The organism is Candidatus Enterococcus ikei, assembly GCF_017316105.1.
Taxonomy (GTDB): Bacteria; Bacillota; Bacilli; order Lactobacillales; family Enterococcaceae; genus Enterococcus_L; species Enterococcus_L ikei.
This window is the reverse complement of record NZ_JAFLWD010000009.1, coordinates 214,487-239,600: the sequence shown is the minus strand read 5'-3', so window position 1 is coordinate 239,600 and position 25,114 is coordinate 214,487. Positions and strand designations below refer to the sequence as shown.

Annotated in this window: 25 protein-coding genes, 1 other RNA gene and 1 other annotated feature; of the genes, 8 read left to right on the top strand and 18 right to left on the bottom strand. The window is 35.2% G+C overall.

Annotation, left to right across the window (positions count from 1 at the left end; genetic code table 11):
* Window positions 1–143 precede the first annotated feature (143 nt).
* The 4 genes from JZO69_RS05140 to JZO69_RS05125 all read right to left on the bottom strand — a co-directional run bounded on the left by JZO69_RS05140 (window position 144) and on the right by JZO69_RS05125 (window position 2,307).
* A complete protein-coding gene (locus tag JZO69_RS05140; protein WP_207111812.1) occupies window positions 144–827 on the bottom strand; it encodes a beta/alpha barrel domain-containing protein in 684 nt (227 codons plus the stop codon).
* A 26-nt stretch (window positions 828–853) separates the two neighbouring features.
* Window positions 854–1,474 carry a glycoside hydrolase family 73 protein gene (locus JZO69_RS05135; protein WP_207111811.1) on the bottom strand — a complete coding sequence of 207 codons (621 nt, stop codon included), beginning with the start codon at window positions 1,472–1,474 and terminating at the stop codon, window positions 854–856.
* Window positions 1,475–1,567: 93 nt separating this feature from the next.
* Window positions 1,568–1,768 carry a hypothetical protein gene (locus JZO69_RS05130; RefSeq protein WP_207111810.1) on the bottom strand — a complete coding sequence of 67 codons (201 nt, stop codon included), beginning with the start codon at window positions 1,766–1,768 and terminating at the stop codon, window positions 1,568–1,570.
* Window positions 1,769–1,788: 20 nt separating this feature from the next.
* Window positions 1,789–2,307, bottom strand: coding sequence for a hypothetical protein (locus JZO69_RS05125; RefSeq protein WP_207111809.1), 519 nt, complete (start codon window positions 2,305–2,307; stop codon window positions 1,789–1,791).
* 281 nt (window positions 2,308–2,588) lie between these two features.
* Here JZO69_RS05125 and JZO69_RS05120 point away from each other — a divergent pair, with 281 nt between their 5' ends.
* Window positions 2,589–3,542: a Gfo/Idh/MocA family protein gene (locus JZO69_RS05120; protein ID WP_207111808.1), complete on the top strand. Its 954-nt coding sequence runs from the start codon at window positions 2,589–2,591 to the stop codon at window positions 3,540–3,542.
* Window positions 3,543–3,748: 206 nt separating this feature from the next.
* Here the strand turns inward: JZO69_RS05120 and argS are convergent, their stop codons facing one another.
* From argS to pbp4, 6 genes are all read right to left on the bottom strand, one after another.
* Window positions 3,749–5,440, bottom strand: coding sequence for an arginine--tRNA ligase (gene argS / locus JZO69_RS05115; RefSeq protein ID WP_207111807.1), 1,692 nt, complete (start codon window positions 5,438–5,440; stop codon window positions 3,749–3,751).
* A 139-nt stretch (window positions 5,441–5,579) separates the two neighbouring features.
* Window positions 5,580–5,786: a binding site (T-box leader), on the bottom strand.
* A gap of 60 nt (window positions 5,787–5,846) precedes the next feature.
* Window positions 5,847–6,887, bottom strand: a complete 1,041-nt coding sequence (tsaD, locus tag JZO69_RS05110) for a tRNA (adenosine(37)-N6)-threonylcarbamoyltransferase complex transferase subunit TsaD (RefSeq protein WP_207111806.1) — start codon at window positions 6,885–6,887, stop codon at window positions 5,847–5,849.
* Window positions 6,884–7,345, bottom strand: coding sequence for a ribosomal protein S18-alanine N-acetyltransferase (gene rimI, locus JZO69_RS05105; protein ID WP_207111805.1), 462 nt, complete (start codon window positions 7,343–7,345; stop codon window positions 6,884–6,886). Before rimI (JZO69_RS05105) ends, tsaD begins: the two co-directional genes overlap by 4 nt.
* Before the next feature lie 4 nt (window positions 7,346–7,349).
* Complete coding sequence (rimI, locus tag JZO69_RS05100) at window positions 7,350–7,898, bottom strand: ribosomal protein S18-alanine N-acetyltransferase (protein WP_207111804.1); 549 nt, start codon at window positions 7,896–7,898, stop codon at window positions 7,350–7,352.
* Window positions 7,882–8,601, bottom strand: coding sequence for a tRNA (adenosine(37)-N6)-threonylcarbamoyltransferase complex dimerization subunit type 1 TsaB (gene tsaB, locus JZO69_RS05095; protein WP_207111803.1), 720 nt, complete (start codon window positions 8,599–8,601; stop codon window positions 7,882–7,884). The genes rimI (JZO69_RS05100) and tsaB overlap by 17 nt, the downstream gene beginning before the upstream one ends.
* 134 nt (window positions 8,602–8,735) lie before the next feature.
* On the bottom strand, window positions 8,736–10,772 hold the full coding sequence (gene pbp4, locus JZO69_RS05090; RefSeq protein WP_207111802.1) for a penicillin-binding protein PBP4(5): 2,037 nt from the start codon (window positions 10,770–10,772) through the stop codon (window positions 8,736–8,738).
* A gap of 228 nt (window positions 10,773–11,000) precedes the next feature.
* Between pbp4 and JZO69_RS05085 the strand changes: the two genes are divergently transcribed.
* From JZO69_RS05085 to JZO69_RS05070, 4 genes are all read left to right on the top strand, one after another.
* The gene (locus JZO69_RS05085; RefSeq protein WP_207111801.1) at window positions 11,001–12,233 is read left to right on the top strand and encodes an SPFH domain-containing protein; all 1,233 of its coding nucleotides are present in this window, start codon (window positions 11,001–11,003) and stop codon (window positions 12,231–12,233) included.
* A gap of 133 nt (window positions 12,234–12,366) precedes the next feature.
* A complete protein-coding gene (locus JZO69_RS05080) occupies window positions 12,367–13,539 on the top strand; it encodes a TFIIB-type zinc ribbon-containing protein (protein WP_207111859.1) in 1,173 nt (390 codons plus the stop codon).
* Window positions 13,536–14,336: a TPM domain-containing protein gene (locus tag JZO69_RS05075; protein WP_207111800.1), complete on the top strand. Its 801-nt coding sequence runs from the start codon at window positions 13,536–13,538 to the stop codon at window positions 14,334–14,336. Before JZO69_RS05080 ends, JZO69_RS05075 begins: the two co-directional genes overlap by 4 nt.
* Window positions 14,337–14,690: 354 nt before the next feature.
* Window positions 14,691–15,227, top strand: a complete 537-nt coding sequence (locus tag JZO69_RS05070; protein WP_207111799.1) for a DUF5067 domain-containing protein — start codon at window positions 14,691–14,693, stop codon at window positions 15,225–15,227.
* A gap of 152 nt (window positions 15,228–15,379) precedes the next feature.
* Here the strand turns inward: JZO69_RS05070 and ffs are convergent.
* Both ffs and tadA read right to left on the bottom strand, forming a co-directional pair.
* Window positions 15,380–15,466, bottom strand: an RNA gene (gene ffs, locus JZO69_RS05065) — signal recognition particle sRNA small type.
* A 39-nt stretch (window positions 15,467–15,505) separates the two neighbouring features.
* The gene (gene tadA / locus JZO69_RS05060) at window positions 15,506–16,036 is read right to left on the bottom strand and encodes a tRNA adenosine(34) deaminase TadA (RefSeq protein WP_430733251.1); all 531 of its coding nucleotides are present in this window, start codon (window positions 16,034–16,036) and stop codon (window positions 15,506–15,508) included.
* 62 nt (window positions 16,037–16,098) lie between these two features.
* Here tadA and JZO69_RS05055 point away from each other — a divergent pair, with 62 nt between their 5' ends.
* On the top strand, window positions 16,099–16,953 hold the full coding sequence (locus tag JZO69_RS05055; protein WP_207111797.1) for a helix-turn-helix domain-containing protein: 855 nt from the start codon (window positions 16,099–16,101) through the stop codon (window positions 16,951–16,953).
* A 68-nt stretch (window positions 16,954–17,021) separates the two neighbouring features.
* On the opposite strand, the gene JZO69_RS05050 is transcribed toward JZO69_RS05055, so the two are convergent.
* Both JZO69_RS05050 and JZO69_RS05045 read right to left on the bottom strand, forming a co-directional pair.
* Entirely contained in the window at window positions 17,022–17,357 is a 336-nt protein-coding gene (locus tag JZO69_RS05050) for a hypothetical protein (protein WP_010761101.1), read from the bottom strand.
* A gap of 85 nt (window positions 17,358–17,442) precedes the next feature.
* Window positions 17,443–18,147, bottom strand: coding sequence for a zinc metallopeptidase (locus JZO69_RS05045; RefSeq protein ID WP_207111796.1), 705 nt, complete (start codon window positions 18,145–18,147; stop codon window positions 17,443–17,445).
* A gap of 182 nt (window positions 18,148–18,329) precedes the next feature.
* Between JZO69_RS05045 and JZO69_RS05040 the strand changes: the two genes are divergently transcribed.
* Window positions 18,330–18,692: a YxeA family protein gene (locus JZO69_RS05040; protein WP_207111795.1), complete on the top strand. Its 363-nt coding sequence runs from the start codon at window positions 18,330–18,332 to the stop codon at window positions 18,690–18,692.
* A 124-nt stretch (window positions 18,693–18,816) separates the two neighbouring features.
* Here the strand turns inward: JZO69_RS05040 and JZO69_RS05035 are convergent, their stop codons facing one another.
* Both JZO69_RS05035 and treP read right to left on the bottom strand, forming a co-directional pair.
* Window positions 18,817–19,821: a nucleoid-associated protein gene (locus JZO69_RS05035; protein WP_207111794.1), complete on the bottom strand. Its 1,005-nt coding sequence runs from the start codon at window positions 19,819–19,821 to the stop codon at window positions 18,817–18,819.
* A 284-nt stretch (window positions 19,822–20,105) separates the two neighbouring features.
* A complete protein-coding gene (gene treP, locus JZO69_RS05030) occupies window positions 20,106–21,572 on the bottom strand; it encodes a PTS system trehalose-specific EIIBC component (RefSeq protein WP_207111793.1) in 1,467 nt (488 codons plus the stop codon).
* 237 nt (window positions 21,573–21,809) lie between these two features.
* On the opposite strand from treP, the gene JZO69_RS05025 reads away from it, so the two are divergent.
* Entirely contained in the window at window positions 21,810–23,177 is a 1,368-nt protein-coding gene (locus tag JZO69_RS05025; protein WP_207111792.1) for a TrkH family potassium uptake protein, read from the top strand.
* A gap of 611 nt (window positions 23,178–23,788) precedes the next feature.
* On the opposite strand, the gene JZO69_RS05020 is transcribed toward JZO69_RS05025, so the two are convergent.
* A complete protein-coding gene (locus tag JZO69_RS05020; protein ID WP_207111791.1) occupies window positions 23,789–23,989 on the bottom strand; it encodes a cold-shock protein in 201 nt (66 codons plus the stop codon).
* A gap of 659 nt (window positions 23,990–24,648) precedes the next feature.
* A complete protein-coding gene (argR, locus tag JZO69_RS05015; protein ID WP_207111790.1) occupies window positions 24,649–25,107 on the bottom strand; it encodes an arginine repressor in 459 nt (152 codons plus the stop codon).
* Between the last annotated feature and the right edge of the window lie 7 nt (window positions 25,108–25,114).

The following is a 25,114-nucleotide window of genomic DNA, read 5'->3' as shown; positions in this document are numbered from 1 at the left end:
TTCAATGAAAAAATTATTTTCATTGAAAAATTTTCAGAGTCTCTAATTGAACCTACAGATTATTTTTTTCTTTTAACTGTTTTTAGTCCTAAATTACCATCTCAAAAATATCCTGCCTACTTTAACCATGTTCTGTATGTATTTTAACTATCATTCTCTTTTTCTAAATTCCGGTATTTATCCATTTTGTGGCTAAAAAGCTCACCATTACTTGGTGGCGTGTATGTTATCGCGTTTGCTCCAGCTTCAATTGTTTCTGTTATAGATTCATCAGTTGGTCCACCAGTTGCAATAATCGGCAATTCAGGATATTTATCTCGGAAAAATTTAACGGTCTTAGCGGTGTTTTTACCTGCACTAATATTGATCATTGTTATTCCTGCCGCTATTTTTTCATCAATCGGTGTATGAATAGATGTTACCGTGCTGACAACAGGAATATCCACCACCTCACAAACCATTTCAACCGTTTCAACTGGTGTTGGACCATTTAAAACAACACCAATCGAACCTTGCGCTTCTGCAAATAAACTCATATAAGCAGAACGCTGACCTTGCGTCAAACCGCCCCCAACACCTGAAAAAACAGGAATATCCGCTGCTTCAATAATGCTTTTAGTAATTGCGGGATGGGGAGTGAACGGATACACTGCAATGACCGCATTTGCATCAGTATTTCGAATAATAGCAATATCTGTCGTGAAAATAATTGACTTTATTTTTTTTCCAAAAATTCGGATTCCACTCGCCTGTGCAATAACCTTAGGCACTCGAACAATATCTTGTTTTAGCGGCGTATCAATTTCCGGCACCCATTTTTCATTCATTTAATCCACTCCCTTTTATATGTTACTCAATGATCATATTGATTAAGATCATAGCTTTCAATCACATGAATTACTTTATCCGCGTAAGTCGGATCAGTTGCATACCCAGCATCTTGTAAAGCTTGCGCTGCCTGTTTATAATTTTTTGCCAACAATACATGTTCGTATAAACGAGGATTCCATGTTACACCGTTAACAAATAAACGTGTGTGATCATCCATTGATTCTTCCCACGTGTTGTACACTCTAAAATCGCCTTGAATAACGATCCATTCTTCATTGATATATTCTCTGGTTTCAAGATTGATTTTTTTTTGTTCACCATATGCTTTGATTCCAAACAGATTATTATACTTAGAGGCTAATGTACTTTGCCCCCAGTTCGATTCTAAAATTCCCTGTCCGATAATTATACTTGGTAAAACACCATACGAAGCTTGTAATTCCTTTGCATGAGGGCTAATTCTGTCAATAAAATCTTCTTTTGATACCTGCTCTTTTTGTTGAACTGTCTCTTCTGTTTTTGAGCTGTCTGATAATACATTGATTGAAAAAATGAATGCTACCCCAACAATCAACAAACCAGCAAATAATGCTGGTAAATTGGTTTTTTTTGATTTTTTCTTTTTATACCTTTGACTATTCATACATTCCCTACTTTTTCTTGTATTCGTTCCTTCACTAAAAATATCTAGTTTTGGACAATAGTTGACTGATTATATCAGTTTTTTTTTATACAATCAATCAACAGCCGTTGTAGTCGTGGTCGTTGATGTTTCCGTTTGTATTTCAGACGTAGTTGTAGAAACAGCCAAGCTTGTTTCTTTTACAGATTCGCTTGTATTATTTGTCTTCTCTTTTGTTGACGCATGACCAAAAAAAACAAATATTACGGCACCTAAAACTATGATGACAGATAAAATTCCTAAAATCTGTTTCACAAAAAAACTCCCTTACTTACTTATTCACCAACGTAAGTACCCATCAAATTTTCATTTACCCAATCAAGCAACTCTACTTTTGACCCTTGTAATTGGCCCTGTAATGTAGCTGGTAATCGAAAAGTCACAATATCATCAAAGCCCCATTCTCCATATGAAACCGTTACTTTTAAATCAATAAAAGCTTGTTCTTCTTCATAACTTGCTTTTGAAGGAATCAACTCTGCAATTCCGGCTCCAGATTTCAGCCACTTCTTAGCTATTAGCGTTTTTAGTCGTTTGTATTCAGAAACTGAAATATTTCGTTTTTCTGGAAATAGAATTGTTTGGCGTAGAATCTTTTGAGTCAACATCCACTCATAATCAGAAAATAAGTTTTTGACTTTTTGCATTTCTTCATTTGTCAGGTTGATTCTGCCTTTTTTCCAGTTATCCCAATTTTCTTTTGAGGTTTGGAGATAGTCCGTATAAAATTTTTCTTCTGTTTCAAATTGCTCTATAATTGCATCAATAAGAATATCAATATACATTTGGTGCATGACTTTCGCCTCCTTTCCTTATTTTACTGAAAATATCATAAAATTGCATCTCTTTCAATCGCTTATTTCAGTATTTTTAAGAAACGTTCAGTCTTTTCACATAAATAATAAGACAATTCAACACTTCTGTCCAAAATAATCCACCATTTTAGACTTGTCATGTATAATAAGATCAAGGTTAAAACTGCTTCATCTTTTTTCTTATTAGTTTATTGAGACAAACTGAGCTTGCTGGACTTGTCTATTTTCTAGCTAGCCGTTCATTTTAAGGAGGAATTACCATGAAACAATACCAATGGGGCATCATCGGGCTTGGAGAAATTGCAACTAGTTTTGCTGAAAGTTTTCAACAAGAAAACAGTACTATAGCTGCGGTTGCATCACGAACATTAGAAAAAGCAGAACTATTTGCTAAAGAACATGATATTCCTGTAGCTTATGGCTCTTTTGAAGACTTGTTAGCTGATGAAAAAATAGACATTATCTATGTCTCTGTTCCTAATCGCCAACATATTTCACATATCTTAAAAGCATTGAACGCTGGAAAACATGTTCTTTGCGAAAAAGCTATTACGATGAATAGTGCAGAATTAGCTGAAGCAATGAAATTAGCTGAGGAAAAAGGATTGGTTTTAGCTGAGGCAATGACAATCTTTAATATGCCTTTATATCATGAGTTACGAAGCCAAATTGACTCAAAACGCTTTGGTAAATTAAAAATGATCCAAGCTCCTTTTGGTAGTTATAAAGAACCAGACCCTGAGAATCGTTTTTTCAATCCCGATTTAGCTGGCGGTGCCCTTTTAGATATCGGTACCTATGCTGTATCTTTTGCACGTTGGTTTCTTACTTCTCAGCCTAAAGTCACAGCGTCTGTCATGCAACCATTCTCGACGGGTGTCGATGAACAATCCGCAACCATCTTGCAAAATGAAGCCCAAGAAATGGCAACAGTCTCTTTAAGCTTCCAAGCGAAAATGCCAAAACAAGGGATCGTTGCTTTTGAAGAGGCTTATATTGTTATTAATGAGTACCCTCGGGCAGATGAAGCAAAAATATTTTTCAACGATGGCACCATTGAAACAATTGTTTCTGGCGATAGTAATCAAGCGTTGAATTACGAAATTACCAATATGATTGAAATGATCGAAGGAACTTTACCGAATCGTTCATTGTTTTTAACCAAAGATGTCATTGATCTTTTAGATCAAATGCAGCAAACTTGGAACAAATAAAAGACTACGAATAATCTTCGAACAATGTTGGTGCAAAAGTTTCAGTTTAGAAAAAATTCTAGACAATGAATGCTTTTGTACCATTTTTTTCGCTCCAATCGACTAGATTAGTGCACAAAACAAAAAAGTGACTTAAACAAAACTCATTAAGTTCTGTCTAAGTCACTAATAGTTGAAGCAGCTACTCCACTATCTTCTGATTCTTTTTACATTTCATTTGGCGCATGCAAACCTAGTAAACGTAAATCTTCTTTGATAATCGTTGCCATTGCATAAACTAAAGCTAAACGAGATTCTTTTTGCTCATCATCCGTTAAGATTTTAACATGAGCATAGTACTTATTAAACGCTTGAGCAACTTGAATCGCATGTTTCGCGATTACTGAAGGTTCATATTTTTCAGCTGCTAACATGACAACTTCTGGGAATTTTTGTAATAACTTAACTACTTCCCAACTGTCTTTATCATCTAAAGCATATTCTTTTGTTTCATCGATGGTGAAGTCAGCTTTTCTTAAAATACTCATTGCACGAGCATGAGTATATTGTGCATACGGACCTGTCTCACCTTCAAAACGAACAACTTCCTCTAGAACAAAATCGAAATTATTCATACGATCATTTTTCAAATCATGGAAAATAACTGAACCGATCCCAACTTGTTTCGCAACTTCTTCACGATCCGGTAAATCAGGATTTTTCTCCATAATTTGTTTGTTCGCTAATTCAACTGCTTCATTCAGCACTTCTTCTAGTAAAACGATTTTCCCTTTACGAGTTGATAGTTTTTTACCACCTTGTGTAATCAAACCAAAAGGTATGTGATGCATATCCGCTGACCAGTCAAAATCAAGTTCTTTCAAGACTGCTTTTAATTGTTTGAAGTGATTTGATTGTTCATTTCCTACTACGTAAATAGCTTTTGCAAAGTCATAAGTACGTTTACGGTAGACCGCCGCTGCTAAATCACGCGTGATATAAAGCGTTGCACCATCTGATTTTTTGATTAAAGCAGGATTTAAATCATAGGCAGATAGATCAACGATTTCCGCTCCTTCATTTTCTTGAAGCAGATGTTTTTCTTCCAACATCGTTACGATCTCATCCATTTTATCATTATAGAAAGCTTCTCCGTTGTATGAATCAAAAGAAACTTCAAGCATTGAATAAATCTTATCGAACTCTTTTAATGATTCTGTACGGAACCATTGCCATAATTCAGTTGCCTCAACGTCTCCTTCTTCTAATTTTTTAAACCAAGCACGCGCTTCTTCATCTAATTCAGGTTGTGTTTCTGCTTCTTCGTGAAACTGAACATAAAGTCGTAATAATTCGGTGATCGGAGCTGTTTTGACAGCTTCTTCTGATCCCCATTTTTTGTAAGCAACAATCAACTTACCAAATTGGGTACCCCAGTCACCTAAATGATTGATTCGAATCGGTGTAAAACCAATTTTTTCAAGAATAAACGCAATCGAATTTCCGATCACTGTTGAACGTAAATGTCCCATAGAAATTGGTTTGGCGATATTAGGCGAAGACATATCGATGGGCACATTTCCTTTTCCGCCAATTGAGCTATCTCCATAATGTCCTTTTTCTTTAGCGATTTGACCAATCACTGCTTGACTGACCATTTTTTTATTCATGAAAAAGTTTAGATATGGACCTACGACTTCAATTTTTTCAAAATCAGTTCCTTCAATTTTTTCAGCTAAATCAGCAGCTATTTGTTGAGGGGCTTTACGATAGATTTTAGCTAATGAGAACGCTGGAAAAGCAACATCCCCATGATCGACAGATTTGGGATTTTCTAATAACTGGGTAACATCTTCTAACGTCAAGTCTTCTTTTACCACTTCAAAAATGGCCTTTGCTACGATTTCTTTGTTATTCATTTATACATCCTCCTATTGGTTGATTTTTTACGCTCTTATCTAATGCTAATCATCAATGACTTTAAGTGATTGCTAGTAAAATTGTTGCTTTGTAAACTAGTTTCCATAAAAAAACAAAAAGCCTCTAGTGTTAAAAAACACCAGAGACGAGATTTTCCCGCGGTACCACTCTAATTGTCCACACTTTATAAAAGTCGGACCCACTTAATCTGTTAACGGCAGATAACCGTCTGCTTGTGCAGATTCTCCAAAGTGCGTTTCCTTCATTCGATTATTTTCGGCTTCCACCTTCCCGAAATCGCTTGATTAACCCAGAATAAAGTACTCTCTTTATCATTGAATCAGTATTAAACTCGATTTATTATAGCAAATATTTTCCTTGCTGCCTAGTCTTGACCATTTATTTTCATTTTTTAATAGTCATAAATGTCAAACTAGGATCTGCATTTAAGTTATAATCAGCAACATGTCCTTTTTCAGCTTCAACAAAAGCGGCAGCACCGATCATTGCAGCATTATCGCCACACAATCTAAATGGAGGAACAATGAAAGTCACATCAGGAAGCTCCTTAGCCACTTCTTGACTTAAGTGATCACGTAAGCCTTGATTTGCTGCAACACCACCTGCCATCACTAATTGTTTGACTGGGTATTCTTTACATGCACGAATTGTTTTATCTACCAGTACATCGACCACACTTGCTTGAAAACTTGCAGCTAAATCTTTGACTACTAGTTCTTCTTCTCGTTGTTGAGCGTTATGTACCGTGTTGATAAACGAACTTTTTAATCCACTAAAACTAAAATCATAATTATCTTCTTTCATCATTGCTCGAGGAAAATGGTACGTATCTTCTCCTTGGTGAGCTAGTTCATCGATTTCTTTACCACTAGGATAGGTTAGCCCTAAAACTCTACCAACTTTATCATAAGCTTCCCCAGCAGCATCATCTCTAGTCTCTCCAATGATTTCAAATGAACCCGTTTCTTTCATATAGACCAACTCTGTATGTCCACCACTTACCAATAATGCCATCAAAGGAAATTGCAAAGGTTCTTCAAAATGAGCTGCATAAATATGTCCTGCCATGTGATTAACTGGAATCAGCGGCAAATCATGCGCCCAAGCAAATGCTTTGGCTGCAGAAATACCAATCAATAAAGCCCCTACTAAACCAGGACCATATGTAACAGCTACTCCACTCAATTCACTTGGTTCTACATTAGCCTCAGCCAGTGCATCATCAATACATAAGGTAATTTCTTCTACATGATGCCGACTGGCAACTTCCGGCACAACACCACCAAAACGTTGGTGACTTTTCACTTGAGAAGCAACGATATTCGACAAAATTTTAGCGCCGTCTTCGATAATTGCAACGCTCGTTTCATCACAACTACTTTCAATTGCTAGTATTAATTTTCTTTCCTTATAAAAAAAAGTCATTGACTCACTTCCTTAACTTTTAAACACATAACAATTCCGTCTTCTTTCGGATGATTATAATAGTTTTTCCGACGATTGATTGTTTTGAATCCTTTTTTTTCATATAATTTTTGAGCAGCTGAATTGGACTGTCGAACTTCTAGAAATGCTTGACAGACTTTTTTATCATTAAACTCTTGGATAACTTGATCAAGTAGCAGACTACCATAACCTTGGTGCTGAAAATCTTTATGGATCGCAACATGAGTAAATTCAACTTCATCCAAAATTAAATGATAGCTAACAAAACCAACCCAACGATTTTCTTTGATCAACACAAGATATTCACTCGTTTCCTGAGCCAAATCAGCACTAAATTGCTTTATCGACCATGGTGATCCATGGCTATAAGACTGTTCAGACACATGCCATAGCTGTTCAGCAGCATCTGTTAGTGATTGTTTTTTTATATAATTCATTGATTCACTCTTCTTTTAAATATAAAATCATCTCCAACGCGTCTTCTTTATCTTCTGTATAATATTCGGGTTTGATTGTATTTGAGACAAAGCCAAGTTGCCGATACACACGTTGGGCATTTTTGTTACTTAATCGAACTTCTAAAGAAATCGTTTCACAATTATTCACTTTTGCAAACTGCTGAATTTCTCTAATTAAAAAACTGCCGATTCCATTTCCCTGATGCTTCGTTGAAACAGCAACATTTGTAATATGAGCATCTTTACCAAAAATACGACAGCCTATAAAGCCAATCGTCTGTCCGTCTTTTTGAATAAGCAAGTATAGATGAGGATCTGATGATTGAAGCTCTACCAAAAAAGCTGTTTTAGTCCATGGCAATTCTCCAGCGTAGACCTCCCTTTCAATCGAAAGCAAATCTTTGATGTCATCAAACACGATTGCACGAACAAAATACTCTTGCTCTGAGATTGCTACTATTTTTTCATCGTATGGACGATTCTTAAAAAAAATACCTAGAATGCTATGAAAAAGATTAAATTTTCTCAACATAATTTTCTACCTCAGGTGTATGATCTTTCAGCCAATTTTCTTCTGCCTCTACTCGTTTTAAATAATTAGGCAAAAAGTGATGGACGTCCGACTCTGCTTCTGCAAGCCTACCAAGCTCTGCAAGAGATGCTCCATTTGGAATTTGCCATTGCGGTATTTCATTGATTTTAGCAGTAGGTAATACAGACTCTATTTGTGAACGGAACTTTTCAACATCTTCTCCAACAAAGTAAACCTCTGTATATTTTTTTAACTGTTCTAACCACTCATCCATAGCAATGTGACGATCAGCCATTACAGTTGTCAAAGTACCTTCTGTGTATTCATAAATACCTGTGTAAACATTATTTCTTCTTGCATCAAATATAGGAATGATCGGTCCTTTAATCGTGACACAATTTGCTGCCAAAGCTTTTAGACTAGAAATACCAACTAATTCTTTTTTTAAAGTATAAGCAAGTGTTTTTGCTGTAGTTACTCCTATTCTTAAGCCTGTATAAGAACCTGGTCCTTGAGCTACCACAATTCGATCGATGTCTTTTGGAGCCAATCCAACATCTTTCACTAACTGAGTGATTGCCGGCATCAACGTCAGGCTATGGTTTCTTTTTACCGTGATTGTATATTGTCCTATTATCTTTTTCTCTTCGCAAACAGCAACTGTCAATGTCTGGTTAGAGGTATCTATCGCTAATATCCGCACAAAAAAATTCCTTTCTTTCTTCATGTAGTTGGTTTATTGTAGCATATTTTTATTCCCTCGTAAAAAAAGGGTTCGCTAAATACGGAGCAAAGAAGGACAAAAGCCACACACTGCACTTTTATCCCACTCTTTATTTACTTGATATTCGCCTCTAGATAATCAATCAATGGTTTACTGATATCTGTTGCGGCATCATTTTTTCGTGAATCTTCCACCATAATCATTGCGGAAAACTTATTATTACTTCGATCCATCGCTAAAAGGAAACTATTTTCTTTTCCAACCGTATCTTGTTTGTCTTTGATTTCAGCTGTACCTGTTTTTGCAGCTAACGAAAAGTCGGGATTATACATGTTATGGACATACCCAGTTTCATCTTCCACACTGCCAAGTAAATCTGTCACAATTGTATTTGCTGCATTTGAACTAATCACATTGTCTTTAGTTTTTATTTCTTTGTTTAGCTCAATTTTAGGATAAACAAGTTTACCTTCATTTTGGAATACAGTATACATTGTTGCTTGTTGAATCGGTGTTACTAATAACTGCCCTTGTCCGTAACCTGTATCCGCTAATAAAATTTCTGAATTAAATTTCTTTTCATTTGAAAGTTGTGCTGGATTCATTGGAATTGACAAGTCTAATTTTTCACCGAAAATAAATTTGTCTAAACCTTTTCTAAATGCCTCTTCACCCATACGTAAGGTTTGTTCTGCAAAATAAATATTGTCAGAATTTACTAGCGCCGTACGTAAATTGACTGGACTAGCTTCTTTTACACGAGTTACAAAATAATCTCCCCATGAGGCGTCTTTTTGCCACTTCAATCCATTGATAGCAATTTCTTCGTCAGGTTTCAATGTACCTGCATCTAAACCAATTCCCCCAGTAATCGTTTTAAACGTGGAACCAGGTGCATACCCCGTTGCAAATCTCGCTGTAAATGGTAAATTTTCGTTATTCGCATAGGCATCATAGTCCACTTGTGAAATACCATTTGCCATTTTATTTGGATCAAATGACGGTGAACTAGCTGCTGCTAATAAATCTCCTTGCTGAGGATTCATGATCACTGCACTACCTGGACGATTATTAAAAATATTGTAGGCTTGTGATTGTACATTTTTATCTACCGTTAACTGAATGGTTTCGCCATCTTTTTTATCTACTTTTTGAAGTAAACTTTTTGCGTTCCCCTGTTCATCTGTAATGGTGATATTCCCGCCATCTTGTCCTCGTAATTCTTTATCGTACGCTTGCTCCAAACCAACTTTTCCAATAACGCCGGAACTGCTCAAGGTTGGATCTTTTTCGATATCTTCAGCGGTAATCGTGCCGACATAACCGACTAATTGTGCAGCCGCTTCTTTTAATGGATAGTAACGAACGGTTTTATCTTGAGACGCCGCACCTTGAGGCAAGGTTGTAACTGGATCAAAAGAGACTTTCAATGGAACAAACGAGTCTGGTTTCACCCAAGTTTGTTTGAGCTTTTGTTCAATATCTTCTACGGAAACTTTGAATTGATCACTGAACGCTTTGATGTTATTTGTTTTATCTTGGCCTTCTCCAAGTTTTCCAGGAACGATCCCCACTTGATCAAATGCTTGATTGACCGCTAAGCCTTCATTATTACGATCTACAATTTGACCTCTGACAGCTGCATCTACACCAATCGAAACTTTATCTTGCCCTGACATTCCTGGGAAAATCAAGCTAGGATTCCAATCTATTCTGTAGTTTCCATCATCTTTTTTGATCGTTGTTTTATATGAGAGATCTTTTAAATTCCCCAATGGAGTAGTCATTTCGAGCTTGTATGAGAAGGTAAATGTATTGTTCTCTCCCTCAGTGACTTTCATCTCTTTGCTTTTGATTCCCTGTGCTTGAATACCGGAAAAAATTGTTTGATACTTTTCGACAACTTTTGGCTTGTCATAGCCGCTTTGCTTTATAGATGATTCACTTAGTAATTCAGGAAATTGTTCAAAATCTTGTTTTGAAAGATGCTCTAAAAAAACAGTTGCAGCTTTTTCGACCTTTTTTAACTCCTGATTTTTCTGCCATGAAGCATAGGTAAAATACCCTCCAATACCAGCAGCAATTACTACGATGCCGCTAACAGCTATAATCATTGGTTTTTTCGACTTTTTTCTATCTTTTCTTTCCACTTTCCAATCCCCCAACTCTATAATTCAATGTCTTTTCGTCTATTATACCCTATCCTTCGAAAACTACGTTAGAAAAATGTGGCTTTTATCAAAAATATAAATAATCAGCTTCATAGTAGATATTCCGCTCTTTGTATTTTCGTTTCATAATCAGTCTTTAGTAGTATTTTTCTCACAACTACCTATGGTATACTATTTTTACATACTACTTTTTGGGAGGAATTATAAATGGGAATTATAAAAGCGGCAACAAGTACAATTGGCGGCGGATTAGCTGATCAGTGGCTCGAAGTTATTGAGCCTAATAATATGGGTGACACGACAGTCATGACAAATGGTGTTTTTGTCCGAAAAAATGATAAACGCGGCTCTAATCGTAAAGGTACAGAAGATGTTTTGACAGACGGTTCTGTTATTCACGTTTATCCAAATATGATGATGATTTTAGTCGATGGTGGAAAAATAATTGACTATACTGCGGAAGAAGGCTATTACACAGTTGAAAATGATTCTGCCCCTTCTGCTTTTAATGGTTCACTAAAAGACGCCATTTCAGAAACATTCGACCGCTTTAAATTTGGCGGTGTAACCCCTCAAAAACAACAAGTTTTTTATATTAACTTACAAGAAATCAAAGGCATCAAATTCGGCACATCTTCGCCAATCAATTATTTTGATAATTTTTACAATGCAGAACTGTTTTTACGCGCTCACGGAAACTATTCAATCAAAATCACTGATCCTTTATTATTCTTTTCAAATGCTATTCCTAGGAACAAAACGCAAGTTGATATCAATGACATCAACGAACAATATTTAGCAGAATTCTTAACAGCATTGCAATCTGCAATCAATAAAATGTCAGCAGACGGTGAACGTATTTCTTATGTCCCATCTAAAAGTTTGGAATTAAGTAAATATATGGGCCAAGTGTTAGATAATGAATGGCGTGAGCTACGCGGTATGGAAATCGTTTCTGTAGCTGTAGCCAGCATTTCATATACAGATGACTCTACAAAATTGATCAATATGCGTAACCAAGGCGCTATGCTTAGCGATGCTAGTGTTCGTGAAGGCTATGTCCAAGGTGCAATGGCTCGTGGAATGGAAGCTGCCGGAAGTAATCAAGGTGGCGCTATGAACGGTTTTATGGGCGTTGGTATGGGCATGAATACTAGCGGTAACTATTTTGCTCAAGCCTCTCAGACCAATCAGCAACAGATGCAAGAAAAACAAAACCAACAAAATGCTCAAGGATCAACTGATACTTGGACTTGTCCACAATGCGGAACTGAAAATAACGGTAAATTCTGTTCTAATTGCGGGACACCTAAACCTACAGATGAAAAACCAAAATTAGAAATGAAGTGTAGCGAATGTAGCGAAGTCGTTGATTTATCAAACGGCATTCCAAAATTCTGTCCACATTGTGGTAAACCGTTCCAAGGAATTCCTTTATAAGCAAAGAGATTAGGGCTGGGCGACCGTGTCCTGCCCTTTTTCTATCTAATATCCTATCAATTTCTTAGAGCTAAAGCTTCAAGAATTGAAGACTTAAAACATGAGTCTAATTTTACCGAAGAAAGGAACAATCATGACAGATACATTTACACACAAATGCCCAAACTGCGGCGGTCCTTTATTATTTGATCCCAAAGATCAAAAGTTCCATTGTGAATACTGTTTAAGTGTCTATACAGAAGATGAAGTCACCGCTTATGAAAAAGGTCAAAGAGAAGCACACTTAGAAACTAATTCTACTCAAACACCTGAACCAGAACTGACTTTTACAGCTGAATCACAAGTTGACGAAATGACAAATGAGGAAAAAACTGCATTTAAAGAAGCAACTGGCACTGATGAAATGGCTGAAGATACTTTGGAAGGCGCAATGGAATTATTTAATTGTCCAAGTTGCGGCGCACAAATCGTCACTGAAGCGACTACTGCTGCTACGTATTGTTATTACTGTCACAATCCAGTTGTTTTATCTGGACGTCTAAGCGGCAACTTTCTGCCTGAAAAAGTCCTACCTTTTGCAATAGAAAAAGAAGAAGCGGTTGAAAAGTTTTTAGCTTGGACTAAGAAAAAATGGTTTATTCCAAAAGACTTTTTCAATAAAGAACAGATCGATAAAATGACAGGTGTCTACTTCCCCTATTGGGTTGTCGATGCTGAGGTTGACGGACAAATGAACGGAATGGGGACTGCGATCCGGATCTGGCGTGTCGGTGATGTTGAATATACTGAAACAAAGCAATTCGACATTGAACGTCAAGGAAAAATTTCATTTAAAGAATTGATCAAAAATGCTCTATCTAAAAATGTACAACAAAAAATGGTCGAAACAGTCCAGCCCTTTTTATTAGATAAAGCTGTTTCGTTTAAAAGTCAATATTTAGCAGGATTTCAAGCAGAAAAACGTGATATTGAATATGAAACGATCCAAAAAGCAATACAAGATGAGCTAAAAGATTATTCCGAATCTTTGCTAAGAGACACAGCTTCTGGCTACACTACTCTGACAAAATTACGAACAGATATTTCTTTTGATAGCGAAAAAAATCATTATATGCTACTACCGATTTGGGTAGTGACTTATCGTAGTAACGAGCAATCAAAAAAGGTTTATTACTATGCTATGAATGGACAAACAGGCAAAGTTAGCGGTATTTTACCTATAAGCTATAAACGATTAGGTTTATTCACATTTGGTGTTTTTGCTTCAATTTTAGCTATTTTCCTGATCGGAGGCTGGTTTATATGAGAAAAATCAGTTTTAGTTTGTTTGCCTTTATTTTTCTACTATTTGGCTTTTCTTTAAATGTACGCGCTGCAGAAGATTCAGTTGATGATCAGGCTGCCCTTTTCACCTCAGAGGAAATCTCTCAGCTGAAAAATTCAATCGCACCGATTGAAGCTAAGGCGAAAGCTCGTGTTTTTATCGTGACGAATAACGATAACAATATGGATTCCACTAGATTTGCGGATTATTACATGCTTGATCGTATTGGAAAAAACAACAACGGCATTACCTTTTATCTGGACATGAACCAAAGAAAGTTCATTATTTCCACATCTGGAAATATGATCGATTATCTGACTGATAAAAGAATTGATCAAACGTTAGATGCTATTGAACCTGATATGGTAGCAGGAAATTATTTCCTAGCTGCTCAAAGTTTCCTAGAAAAGACAAGTTATTATTTTGATCAAGGTGTTCCGGGCGGACATTACCGTGTAGATACTGAAACTGGAAAAATAACTCGTTATAAATCTTTAACTACAACAGAAATTATTATTGCTTTTATAGCGGCGAGCATTTTAAGTGGCATTTTCTTTGCTGTTAGTATTTCAAAATACCAGTTAAAATTTGGTACTTATAAGTACCCGTTTAGAGAAAAATCTAGCCTTAATTTAACTCGACGAAATGATATTTTAGTCAATTCGTTCGTTACTACTCGTCGCATCCCAAAAAATAATTCAAGCGGTGGTGGTGGCGGCGGAAGCAGCACTCACTCATCTGGCGGCGGATCATTTGGTGGCGGCGGTCGCAGTTTTTAAACTACACAATAAAATCTCCATTCAAAAGAGTAGCCAGACTCCTCTTTTGAATGGGGATTTTTTTAATTAACTAATGAAAATCTGTTCATGCGTTATACCTTAAGCTAGGATTTCATCATTCAATCGTTTAAATATTCCTAGTTTTTAACTACAGTGTTTTTTTATACCTACCAAAAATAAATAGTAAAATTATATCGAAAGCACTTTCAACCACAATTATTTTGTAAATTAGTCACATTTCAGTAAAAACCATCTTGTTATTTATTAATACACAAGGTAGTATATAATGAAATGCTCTACTAGGTTGAGTAGACCTTTTGTCATGAGATAAATTTATAAAGTGAGGAAATAAGAATGAAAAAAATTCTATGTTTGGGAGTAGCAACATTATGCAGTCTAACCTTGGTTGCTTGTGCGGGAAATAATGGCTCTAAAAAATCTGAAAATATTTCGGATTCTAAAAAAATTCAAGACAGTACCTATTTTAAAAAGGATACCTTAAAAATAAATATGGCTACACTTAAAATATTATCTACTGAGGTTTTACCCGCTGATGAAAATCTGTTTAGAAAAAAACCTCAACTTGCGATCACCTACGAAGTAACAAATAATAGTGATGAACCAATTTCTGCATCGACTATTTGGATCGCTTGTATGGGACTAACTCAGGACACTGAAAATACAACCAACAAATTAACAATTGGCATGACTCCTCAAGATGAAAAATTTATCCCCTACACTGAACATGAATTAGACGATATCAATCCTAAAGGTATAGCGAAAGCAATCATTTCTTATGACTTAGATGATACAGAAACACCTGTCCTTTTAAAAGCCACTCAAGGAATAGCTGGGAAAAAACTTGGAGAAAAAACAATCAACTTAAAATAAAATTTGAAGTTCATGCTTAAACATCTAGGCAGTCGCCATGAATCTGACGACCGCCTAGATGTTTTTATTTATAAAACTCAATTTGCTTGTCACTCACAATTATTTTTAACTTACACAAAATAAAAAAGGCTTCTCAGCCTTGATATAATCATATTTAATTCAGACACATGGCGGCACCTACTTAGTGCTGCTTCCTTCCGGATCTGACACGCTTCGTAAGCCCACCATTGTCCTAGCCTTTCGGCAAGATTTAGTATACCGCATTTTTTGATGCTTGGCTAGTCTTTCTGTTGATTTTTTAAAAGTTTCTTTTTTTCTCGTAGTTTTCTAAAGAAATTTGACAATAATTTCCCGCATTCTTCCTCTAAAATACCTGACTCTACATAAGCAACATGGTTGAATCGTTCATCTTCTAATAAATTCATCAAAGTACCCGCAGTTCCACCTTTTGGATCTTTTGCTCCATAATACACTTCATCGACTCTAGAGAGGATCATAGCTCCGCTACACATCGGACACGGTTCTAGCGTAACAAACATTTGCGCACGCTCTAAACGCCAATTGTCCACTACATCGCAGGCTTGTTTGATTGCAAACATTTCAGCATGAGCTGTAGCATCCTGACTTTCTTCTCTAAAATTATGCCCACGACCTATGATTTTGCCATCTAATACAACAATGGCTCCAATTGGTACTTCTTTCATGGACTCAGCTTTTTTAGCTTCTCTGATGGCCTCCATCATAAACTTTTCTTTTTCTTCTATTGTTAGACTGCTCGTCTTTTCGTTCAAGCAATTTCCGCCTCTCATTTATTGTAATCATTAAACGTTTACACCTCATTTATGGTACAATAAATCGGTGAGGTGTGTCTATGACTATTGAAGAATTAGTTGAATTATATCCTACTGGAAAAATCCAGCAAACAAAAGCAAAAAATAATGACCTTTCATTACTGATTGACGGAAAATACTTTATCCTTGACAGAGAATCATTACAGGAAACCGAAATTCGATTGCTTGAAAAATTATTCCCGTCAAAATCATACTTAGTTAATCAAAAAAAACATCCTTGGTTCGGCTACCTATTTGATCAAACTGCTATAGAAATAGATGGAACTTTTCGTGTAATGCAATTTAAAATCAAAAAACCAAAAGCTTTTTTACAACTCGAATGGGAAAATAGCATCAAAGAAATGTTCCCTAACCTTGCAGATTTCTTTTTTATCAGCGAAAATGATGGCGCTTTAATTGAACAGTATGGCAAAAACCATTATACCTTAGAGGAACTACAAAGCATATTTTTAACCTTAGATGCTGATTTCGACTCTTCGACTCTTGTCTATGTAGGTAATTTTTTTCCAGCTAATGAGCACTTGTCTACACTATTTCAAGAAGAGCAACAGATTTTTAAATTAGAAGCAGAAAATCTTCGTGGACAATCAACTTTTGCCTTAAGTGATGTTGCGTTACATTATTTCACAAAAGATGCGATGGCCAAAAGTTCGATTATTCAAACTTTTGAAAAACAGCTCATTTTAACAAACGAAATCCAACAAATCATTCTTGCTCTTTGGCGTAATCAAGGCAATATTAGTTCAACAGCCAAAGATTTATACATGCATCGTAATACCTTACATTATCGATTAGAAAAATTTTACGAGCAAACATCACTTTCGTTAAAACGGATGGATGATCTTGTTTTTTGTTATTTATTGATCACAAAATAAAAAACAAGAAAGTGTGGGACAAAACTAAAAAATCAGTCTTGTCCCACACTTACTCTAAATCTTATTTTTTACATCATCTCTTCGACAAAACTGACTAAACGATCTTTCAAGTTTTCTGTATTGTCTTTTAAAGATTCACCGTAAGAAGAGATTTTTTTTCTACCATCTTTGACTTTGCCTAAAACGTTCATCATAGAATCAAGCTCATCATCAGATAAATCATCTACAATTCCAAGCAATTTTTCATTGCCGCCAAATTTATCGTTCACAAATTTTTTCGCTTTAAAACGATTTGATACATGATACACTTTTTTGACGATTTTCTCAGATGCAATCACTGCAACCGATACACCGGCTACCGCAGCAATACTTAAACCAATACTGATTTTTGTTGATGTTTTCATTCTTGTCAGCTCCTTCTTACTATCTATACTTAATGATACCACACTCTTAAAAATTGAGGTAATAAAACAAAGTCATGCGTAGTTTTTAATCCCTACGATTGTTTCCACCAAATAAAATAACCAGACGAAGTAGCTGTAAAAATGTTGCCAGGGCTGCCGCCACATAGGTCAATGCCGCCGCAAATAAAACTTTTCTAGCCATTGGAACTTCTTCTTCAGTCAAAATATTTCCTTCTGACAAAATTTTCAACGCTCTTCTTGATGCGTTAAATTCCACTGGTAAAGTAACTAATTGGAAAAGTAATGCCAATGAAAAAGCTAAGATTCCAATATTAATCAACGTTTGATTCCAACTAAGCAATACACCAACCAAAATAATTGGAAATGACAATGCAGACCCGAAGTTCGCTACTGGAACAATTGCCGCACGAATTTTTAATGGGCTATATCCAGTATGATCTTGCACCGCATGCCCACATTCATGTGCCGCTACGCCAATTGCAGCAACAGATGTTGATTGAGCTGTGGCTTCAGATAAACTTAATATCTTAGTTCCTGAATTGTAATTATCAGTCAAATCGCCAGCAATTTGCTGAACACCAACATTATTTATTTGCTCTTTTTGCAAAATAAATTGAGCTGCTTTGGTACCTGTCACATTATTTCGACTTTGGATTTTATCGTATTTTTTAAACGTACTATTTACGTAAGCTGATGCAGCCATCGATATCAATAAACCTACAATGACTAATATATAAGTTGGATCAAATATACCATAAAAAGGCATCATTTTTTCATTCCCCCTATTCTTTTCTATATTGTATCATGAGTTTCTAAAAAAAGTGTAACTATACCTTGATTAATTTATGAACTCTATCGACGACTCACTAACAAAATTGTCACATTATTTTAAGTCATTTCAATGGTATCCTTACTAAAAAAAAGGCATACTACATCTAAGGAGTGAATTCATTGAAAAAAACACTATTTTTTATTCTACCATTCATACTATTAACTTTTGGTGTCTGGTTTGGTTATGATTACTACTACGGCGGAAAAGACTATTATACTCGTATTATCACACCAGGAAAAGTGGTAACGGGTAAATTCACAAACGGTGAAAAATACATAGAATATGACTATAAGCAAACTGCCTTTAATAAAGACGGCGAAAAAAATGTACAGACGCTAAGAGAAATCAGAAACAAACCATTACGTATCAATGCATACCTAAAATTAAAAGTGAATCCTCGAAAAGGTGTGATTAGTTGGGAAGAAGTCCCAGAAAAAAAAGTTCCAAAAAAAGCTCTAAAAAAATTGCTAGATCAATCCTAGAAAAATATGAAAAAATGAGCCAAAGACAAAACTAAAAATCAGTTTTTTCCTGGGCTCTAGATACGAATAAACGGTGAAGACAAAAGTCATTTCTTCGGAAATAGTACTTTTGTCTTCTCTTTTTTTACAGTTGGTTACTGATTTTTTCGATATTTTTCAAAACGATGGAAACAGTTCCATCTGGATTATTCACAAACTCGATCAAATCACCGTTTCGATAAACTTCGATTGGGACGATCAATTCTATTCCATTACTCATTTTCAACTTTTGTTTCCCGAATTTTTTTTCAGATATTTCTCTTGCTTCTCTAACAGGCGGCGTTTTATCTACAAATTTTGATTCGTTGACTTCTTCTTGATAAGCCATTCTCGCTGAAACATTTTCTTTAAAAACCAATTCAGCAACTTGTTCGTTATCGATCGTTCCAGTTTCTTCAATACTTTCATAAACCGCTTCTTTCACAGAAGCAATCAGCTCAAATTCATCTTCATTAAACTTTTTGCCGATTCGTTTCACTGCTTTTTTGATTTCTTTCATATTTTCTTCTATAGAAGGCGCAGGTTGTGATTCGATCACTTTCTCTGAAAAGTACCAAACTTTTTCTCCAGAAAATTCATAACGTTTTTCTAGTAGCTCATATGCTAACGTATCTAGATTTACTGTCATTCCTTCATCTGGTTTTTGTGATTTTGATGGCAAAATTGCTCGATTGATGATCAGCTTATTGTAGACCGCGTCATCTTCATAGTCCACGTAATGCGTATAACTTTCTTTGTAATTCAATTTGATCATCGCTAAATGCATCACTGTATCCAGTTCATACAAGACAAAAAGAACATCTGCGCTCGGCGCATCTTCACTACCAGAATAGACATCATACCAATGTTGAGCCAATTGTTGGCTTTTTTGTATAAAATCATTAGGAATTCCACGCATTTTATCTACAAACGAGCTTTCTTCTGCTAAAATTCCCGTTTTAGTTTGCGCGGTTGAAAGCTTTGTAATTTTGCTCGTTAAGTAAACCCGAATGTATTCTGTAGTTAAATCAAGTTCTTTCGCTGAAAATACTGGAGTCCCAGTTTCACGATCAATAATGTGTAAAATTGCACTTTTTAAATAAATATCCATCTGTCATTCTCCCTTTTCTTAAGCCCTATTTAGTCTACCCGAAAGAAACAAAAAAGCCAACTATTTTATTGACAAAAAAACGGAATACACTCGTTAAAACCTAGTAATTGTACACATCCAGATGGCTAAAGTTGAGTGGAAAATATTTACTTGGTTTCGCTTCCCATGCTATCTATAGAAAAAACATACTAAGTCCAGCGGGAAACTCATTCATCAATGACTTTCTCTGCTAAAGCTTAGCATGTTTTTAATACTTGAACATAATAGTCAAATTTTTCTTGTGATTAGTTTTCCTCTACAAACAATTTACCTGTGGCTTCATCTACAGGATCAAGTTTATTGAAAATACCTTTCACTCTAAAAATATAAGTCAAAACAAATGGTACGACAACTGCGATCAACATTGCTCCGAAAAATGCTAGATAATACTGAGGAACGATTGACAAGATTCCAGGCAGTCCTCCAACACCGATACTGATAGCTTTTACATCGAATAATGTAGAAAATAAGCCAGCACAAGCAGAGCCGATCATCCCTGCAACGAAAGGATAGATATACTTCAAATTGATCCCAAACATTGCTGGTTCCGTAACTCCTAAGTAACAAGAAATCATGGCTGGAATCGATACTTGTTCTTCATCTTTATTTCCTCTATGCATAAAGACAACGGCTAAGACGGCAGAGCCTTGAGCAATATTTGATAGAGCAATCATCGGCCACAAGTTCGTTGAGTGAAAATCAGCGATTAATTGTAGATCGATTGCATTTGTCATATGATGAAGTCCAGTAATAACTAATGGCGCATACATGAAACCAAAGACCGCACCGAACAACCAATTAAATGAAGAGGTTAGTCCAGCATTCACAATATCTGAAATCCAACTACCAATAGCCCAACCAATTGGCCCTAAGATCACATGAGCGGCTATAACAGTTGGCACTAAAGCGAATAATGGAACAAAAATCATAGAAACAGCTTGCGGTATAACTTTTCTGAAAAATATTTCTAAATAAGCAAGTAAAAATCCTGCTAGCATCGCTGGAATAACTTGGGCTTGGTAACCAATCATATTTACATGAGCAAACCCAAAGTCCCAAAATGGAATATCAGCTGCTGCTGTACTCGCTACAGAATAAGCATTTAATAATTGCGGTGACACTAATGTAATCCCTAAAACAATCCCTAATATTTGAGTCGTTCCCATTTTTTTAGTAATACTCCAAGTAATTCCTACTGGTAAGAATTGGAAAATAGCTTCACCGATCAACCATAAAAATGAGTTTACACCACTCCAAAATTGTGAGACTTCAACAATTTTCTGTCCATCCAAAAATCCAAATGGAATCCCTTCCAATACATTGCGGAATCCTAGAATCAATCCCCCAATAACTAATGCAGGAATCAATGGGGTAAAAATCTCAGCTAAAACTGAAATTGCTCGTTGAACTGGGTTAAGATTTTGCTTTGCAGCTGCTTTCCCTTGTTCTTTGGAAACGCCTTCAAGTCCTGAAATAGCAGAAAACTCATTATAAAATTGCGGTACCTCATTTCCTATAATGACTTGAAACTGTCCTGCATTGGTAAATGTTCCTTTTACAGAAGGAATCTTCTCAATTGCCGCAGTGTCCGCTTTAGCTGGATCATTAAGTACAAAACGCATTCGTGTTGCACAATGTGAGACCGCCGCAATATTTTCTTTCCCTCCTACGTTGTCTAACAGTTTTTTCGCATCTTCTTGAAACTTACCCATTTCCTTTGCTCCTCTCCGTTTAACTTGTATATACAATTATATTGTATTTGTATAATACTTTATTATTTGAATTTTTACAAGCGTTTTCTTTTTAAAAACAAAAAAATTTTTTCTCGCCTTCACTCCTCGAAAACTCTATTTCTCAAATTACTGGAATTTATTTCATAAAATGGTACACTTGGATTTATCAAATACAAATGAAAAATACTGTCTAATAACAGCATTTTTAACGGAGAAATGATGAAAAAAAATAAAGTTGCTCTCAAACTAAAAAAACGTTTATCTGCAGTACAAATTTTGGCATTTGGTTTTATCCTATTGATTTTTAGTGGCGGATCATTGTTGACCTTGCCGATTTTCTCACGTAGTGGTACAGCGACACCATTTATCGATGCGTTGTTTACAGCTGTTTCAGCTGTTTGCGTAACTGGTTTGACTACGTTAAATACAGCACTTCATTGGAATGCCTATGGGCAATTGGTCATTATGATTTTAATTGAAATCGGTGGTTTAGGTTTTATGACAATGCCTGTGCTTTTGTATTTTATTCTTCGTAAAAAGATTACACTTAGTACTCGAATTTTACTAAGAGAGGCACTTAATTTAGATGATATGTCTGGAGCATTTCGTTTAATGATGTATGTTGTTAAATTAGCTGCAATCATTCAGTTAGCTGGCGCTATTTTACTTTCCTTTGAGTTCGTTCCTGAATTCGGTTGGAAAAAAGGACTATTTTTCGGGCTGTTTCATTCGATATCCAGTTTTTGTAATGCCGGTTTTGATTTATTAGGCGATAGTTTAATGCACTATCAGTCAAAGCCTTATGTTTTATTGGTTGTTGGTTTTCTAATTATTTCTGGCGGTCTTGGTTTTATTGTTTGGCAAGATTTATTGCGTTTTAAAGAGAAACGGAAATTTTCTCTCCATACAAAAATTGCATTGATCACAACTATTTCGTTGTTGGTCGGCGGGTTTATCATTTTTTTCTTAACAGAGCACAATGCAAACAATTTAACGACTGGTACTAATTTTTTTGATCGATTAGCGAATACTTTTTTTATGTCGGTCACACCAAGAACAGCGGGTTACTATTCGATTGATTACATGCAGATGACTAACGCTGGACTAATCACAACTATATTTTTGATGTATGTTGGCGGAACATCTGGCTCTACTGCGGGTGGTTTAAAAACCACAACTTTTGCTGTATTAGTGATTCAAATCGTTTCGATCTTTAAAGGTCGGACACGAGCTGAATTCCAAGGCAGAACGATCCGAAATAGCACCGTTTTTCGCGCATTGACTTTATTCTTTATTACACTGACTTTATGCGTACTTTCAATCATGCTGTTGACGATCACTGAAAATATTCCAGAATCCTCTGGTATAGAGTATGTGGCGTTTGAAGTATTCTCTGCATTCGGCACAGTAGGTTTAACTATGGGACTAACACCAGAGCTGACAGGTATCGGAAAAGTAATCATCATGTTGTTAATGTATATTGGACGTGTTGGCATCTATACTGTTGGATTTTCACTATTGACGCAAGGTCAAAAGCAACAAGCAAAATTTAAATACCCAGATGAAAGTGTTATGATCGGATAAAATAAAAGAGGCTTGAATGTAGCTCTATGAGTTATATCCAAGTCTCTTTTATTTTATTTTTTTACTATAAAAATGAAAAAAAAATCAAAAAAATCCCACCTTCGTTAGAAGATGGGAAAAGGAGTTTTACTCTAAAGAGTAAAATGAAAAAATAAAAAGGGTTGTTGTTGGTATATACGTATATTACTATCTTTTTTTATTAATATCAAGTAATATCCCTCGATTATTCAATATTGTTTTAAAAAAATCGTTTAAAACGTTTGCAAAATAAACGAAAATAGAATTAAAGCATATAAAAACATTTGATTTAAAATTATTTTTTGATAAAAAAAAATCGTAATAAACAAAAATCCCACCTTCGTTAGAAGATGGGAAAAGGAGTTTTACTCTAATAAGAGTAAAATGAAAAAATAAAAAGGGTTGTTGTTGGTATATTTACATAATACTAGGCAAACAAAGATTTTGCAAATAATATACTCTATTTTATTTTTCTATCAATTTATTTCAATTTTTTTTAATATATCCCAAGATGACGTCTATACGAACAGTTAGTCAATTTTAACATAAAAAAAACGACTCGATAAAAATCGAATCGTTTTGAAAAGTCTAAATTAGTTTTTTACGATGTTTACTGCTTGTGGTCCACGTTGACCTTCTTCGATATCAAATGATACGTTTTGGCCTTCGTCTAAAGATTTGAATCCGTCACCTTGGATTGCTGAAAAGTGAGCGAATAAATCTGTTCCGTTATCTTGAGTAATAAAACCAAAACCTTTGTCTGCGTTAAACCATTTCACTGTACCTGTATTCATAAATGTGTTCCTCCTAGTGCTCTTAGCACGATTAATTTTTGCAATACCTTTGTGATAAAAAAAAGAGGAATTAAAACACCCTTACGAATGAAATGACCTATTAATTTAAATTACAATTATACTACATTTATTATTATACGATGTTATTTAATGAAAGTATACATTTATATCTAATTATGAGAAAATACTCATTTAACTCTTTTTGCCTTAAATGTTAAAATCCCACCTCGAATGAGATGGGATAAGGATAGTTATTTGTTAAGGTATTGATTTTTCAGACTTGTTCAGTTTACTATAGAATCCACGTTCATGCAATCAAATCTTATTATAAACACCAATTAACTCTGAATATTCATTTGAGATTTGCTTCATAGCATCAATCAATGATTCTTCCTCTCCTCCAAAGCTTACAGAGAATGCATTTGATGCACTTTTAAAATCTGATAATTTATCTAAAAGTCATCCATATAACTTGAAGTTAGTGAAGAAAAACCTTCTTTCTCTATAGCTATCAAATATTTAGGTACTTCTTTGAGTTCTTCTATTGCTTTAGACACTTTAGATTTATCCTAGTGTTTAAATCTAATAAGATCAAAAAAAACGCCAACCATTTATCTTCCCTTGATGCGGATAAATAGTTGACATTTTTCGTTCCTTCACTAACTTCTATAAAGCATTTCAATTTTCCTAACAAAGTTTTGGGCCACTTTATCTGAATGTGTGATGATAATGATTGTATCACTTCCTGCAATAGTTCCAGCTATTTCTTTATAGTTCACTTCATCTATATAATTAGTGATCACATCAGCCAGCCCATTTTCCGTATGAATCAAGACAATAAAGCCTACGGATTCTATTTTTTTCAAAGATTCTTGTAAAGATTCACGCAATTTTTTCTCACTATTTTTCTGCAAGTCTTGATCTATAATACTGTACTTAATTTTTCCATTTTCTTGGTAAGTCTTTACAATATATAATTCTCTAGCGTCTCTAGAAATCGTTGATTGCGTAGCTTTTACTCCATTTTTCCTTAGTAAATCTAATAATTCATCTTGTGTTTCAATTGTATTTTGTGTGATAAGTTTTCTAATGATTTTTTGACGTTCTTCTTTATTCATTTTCACA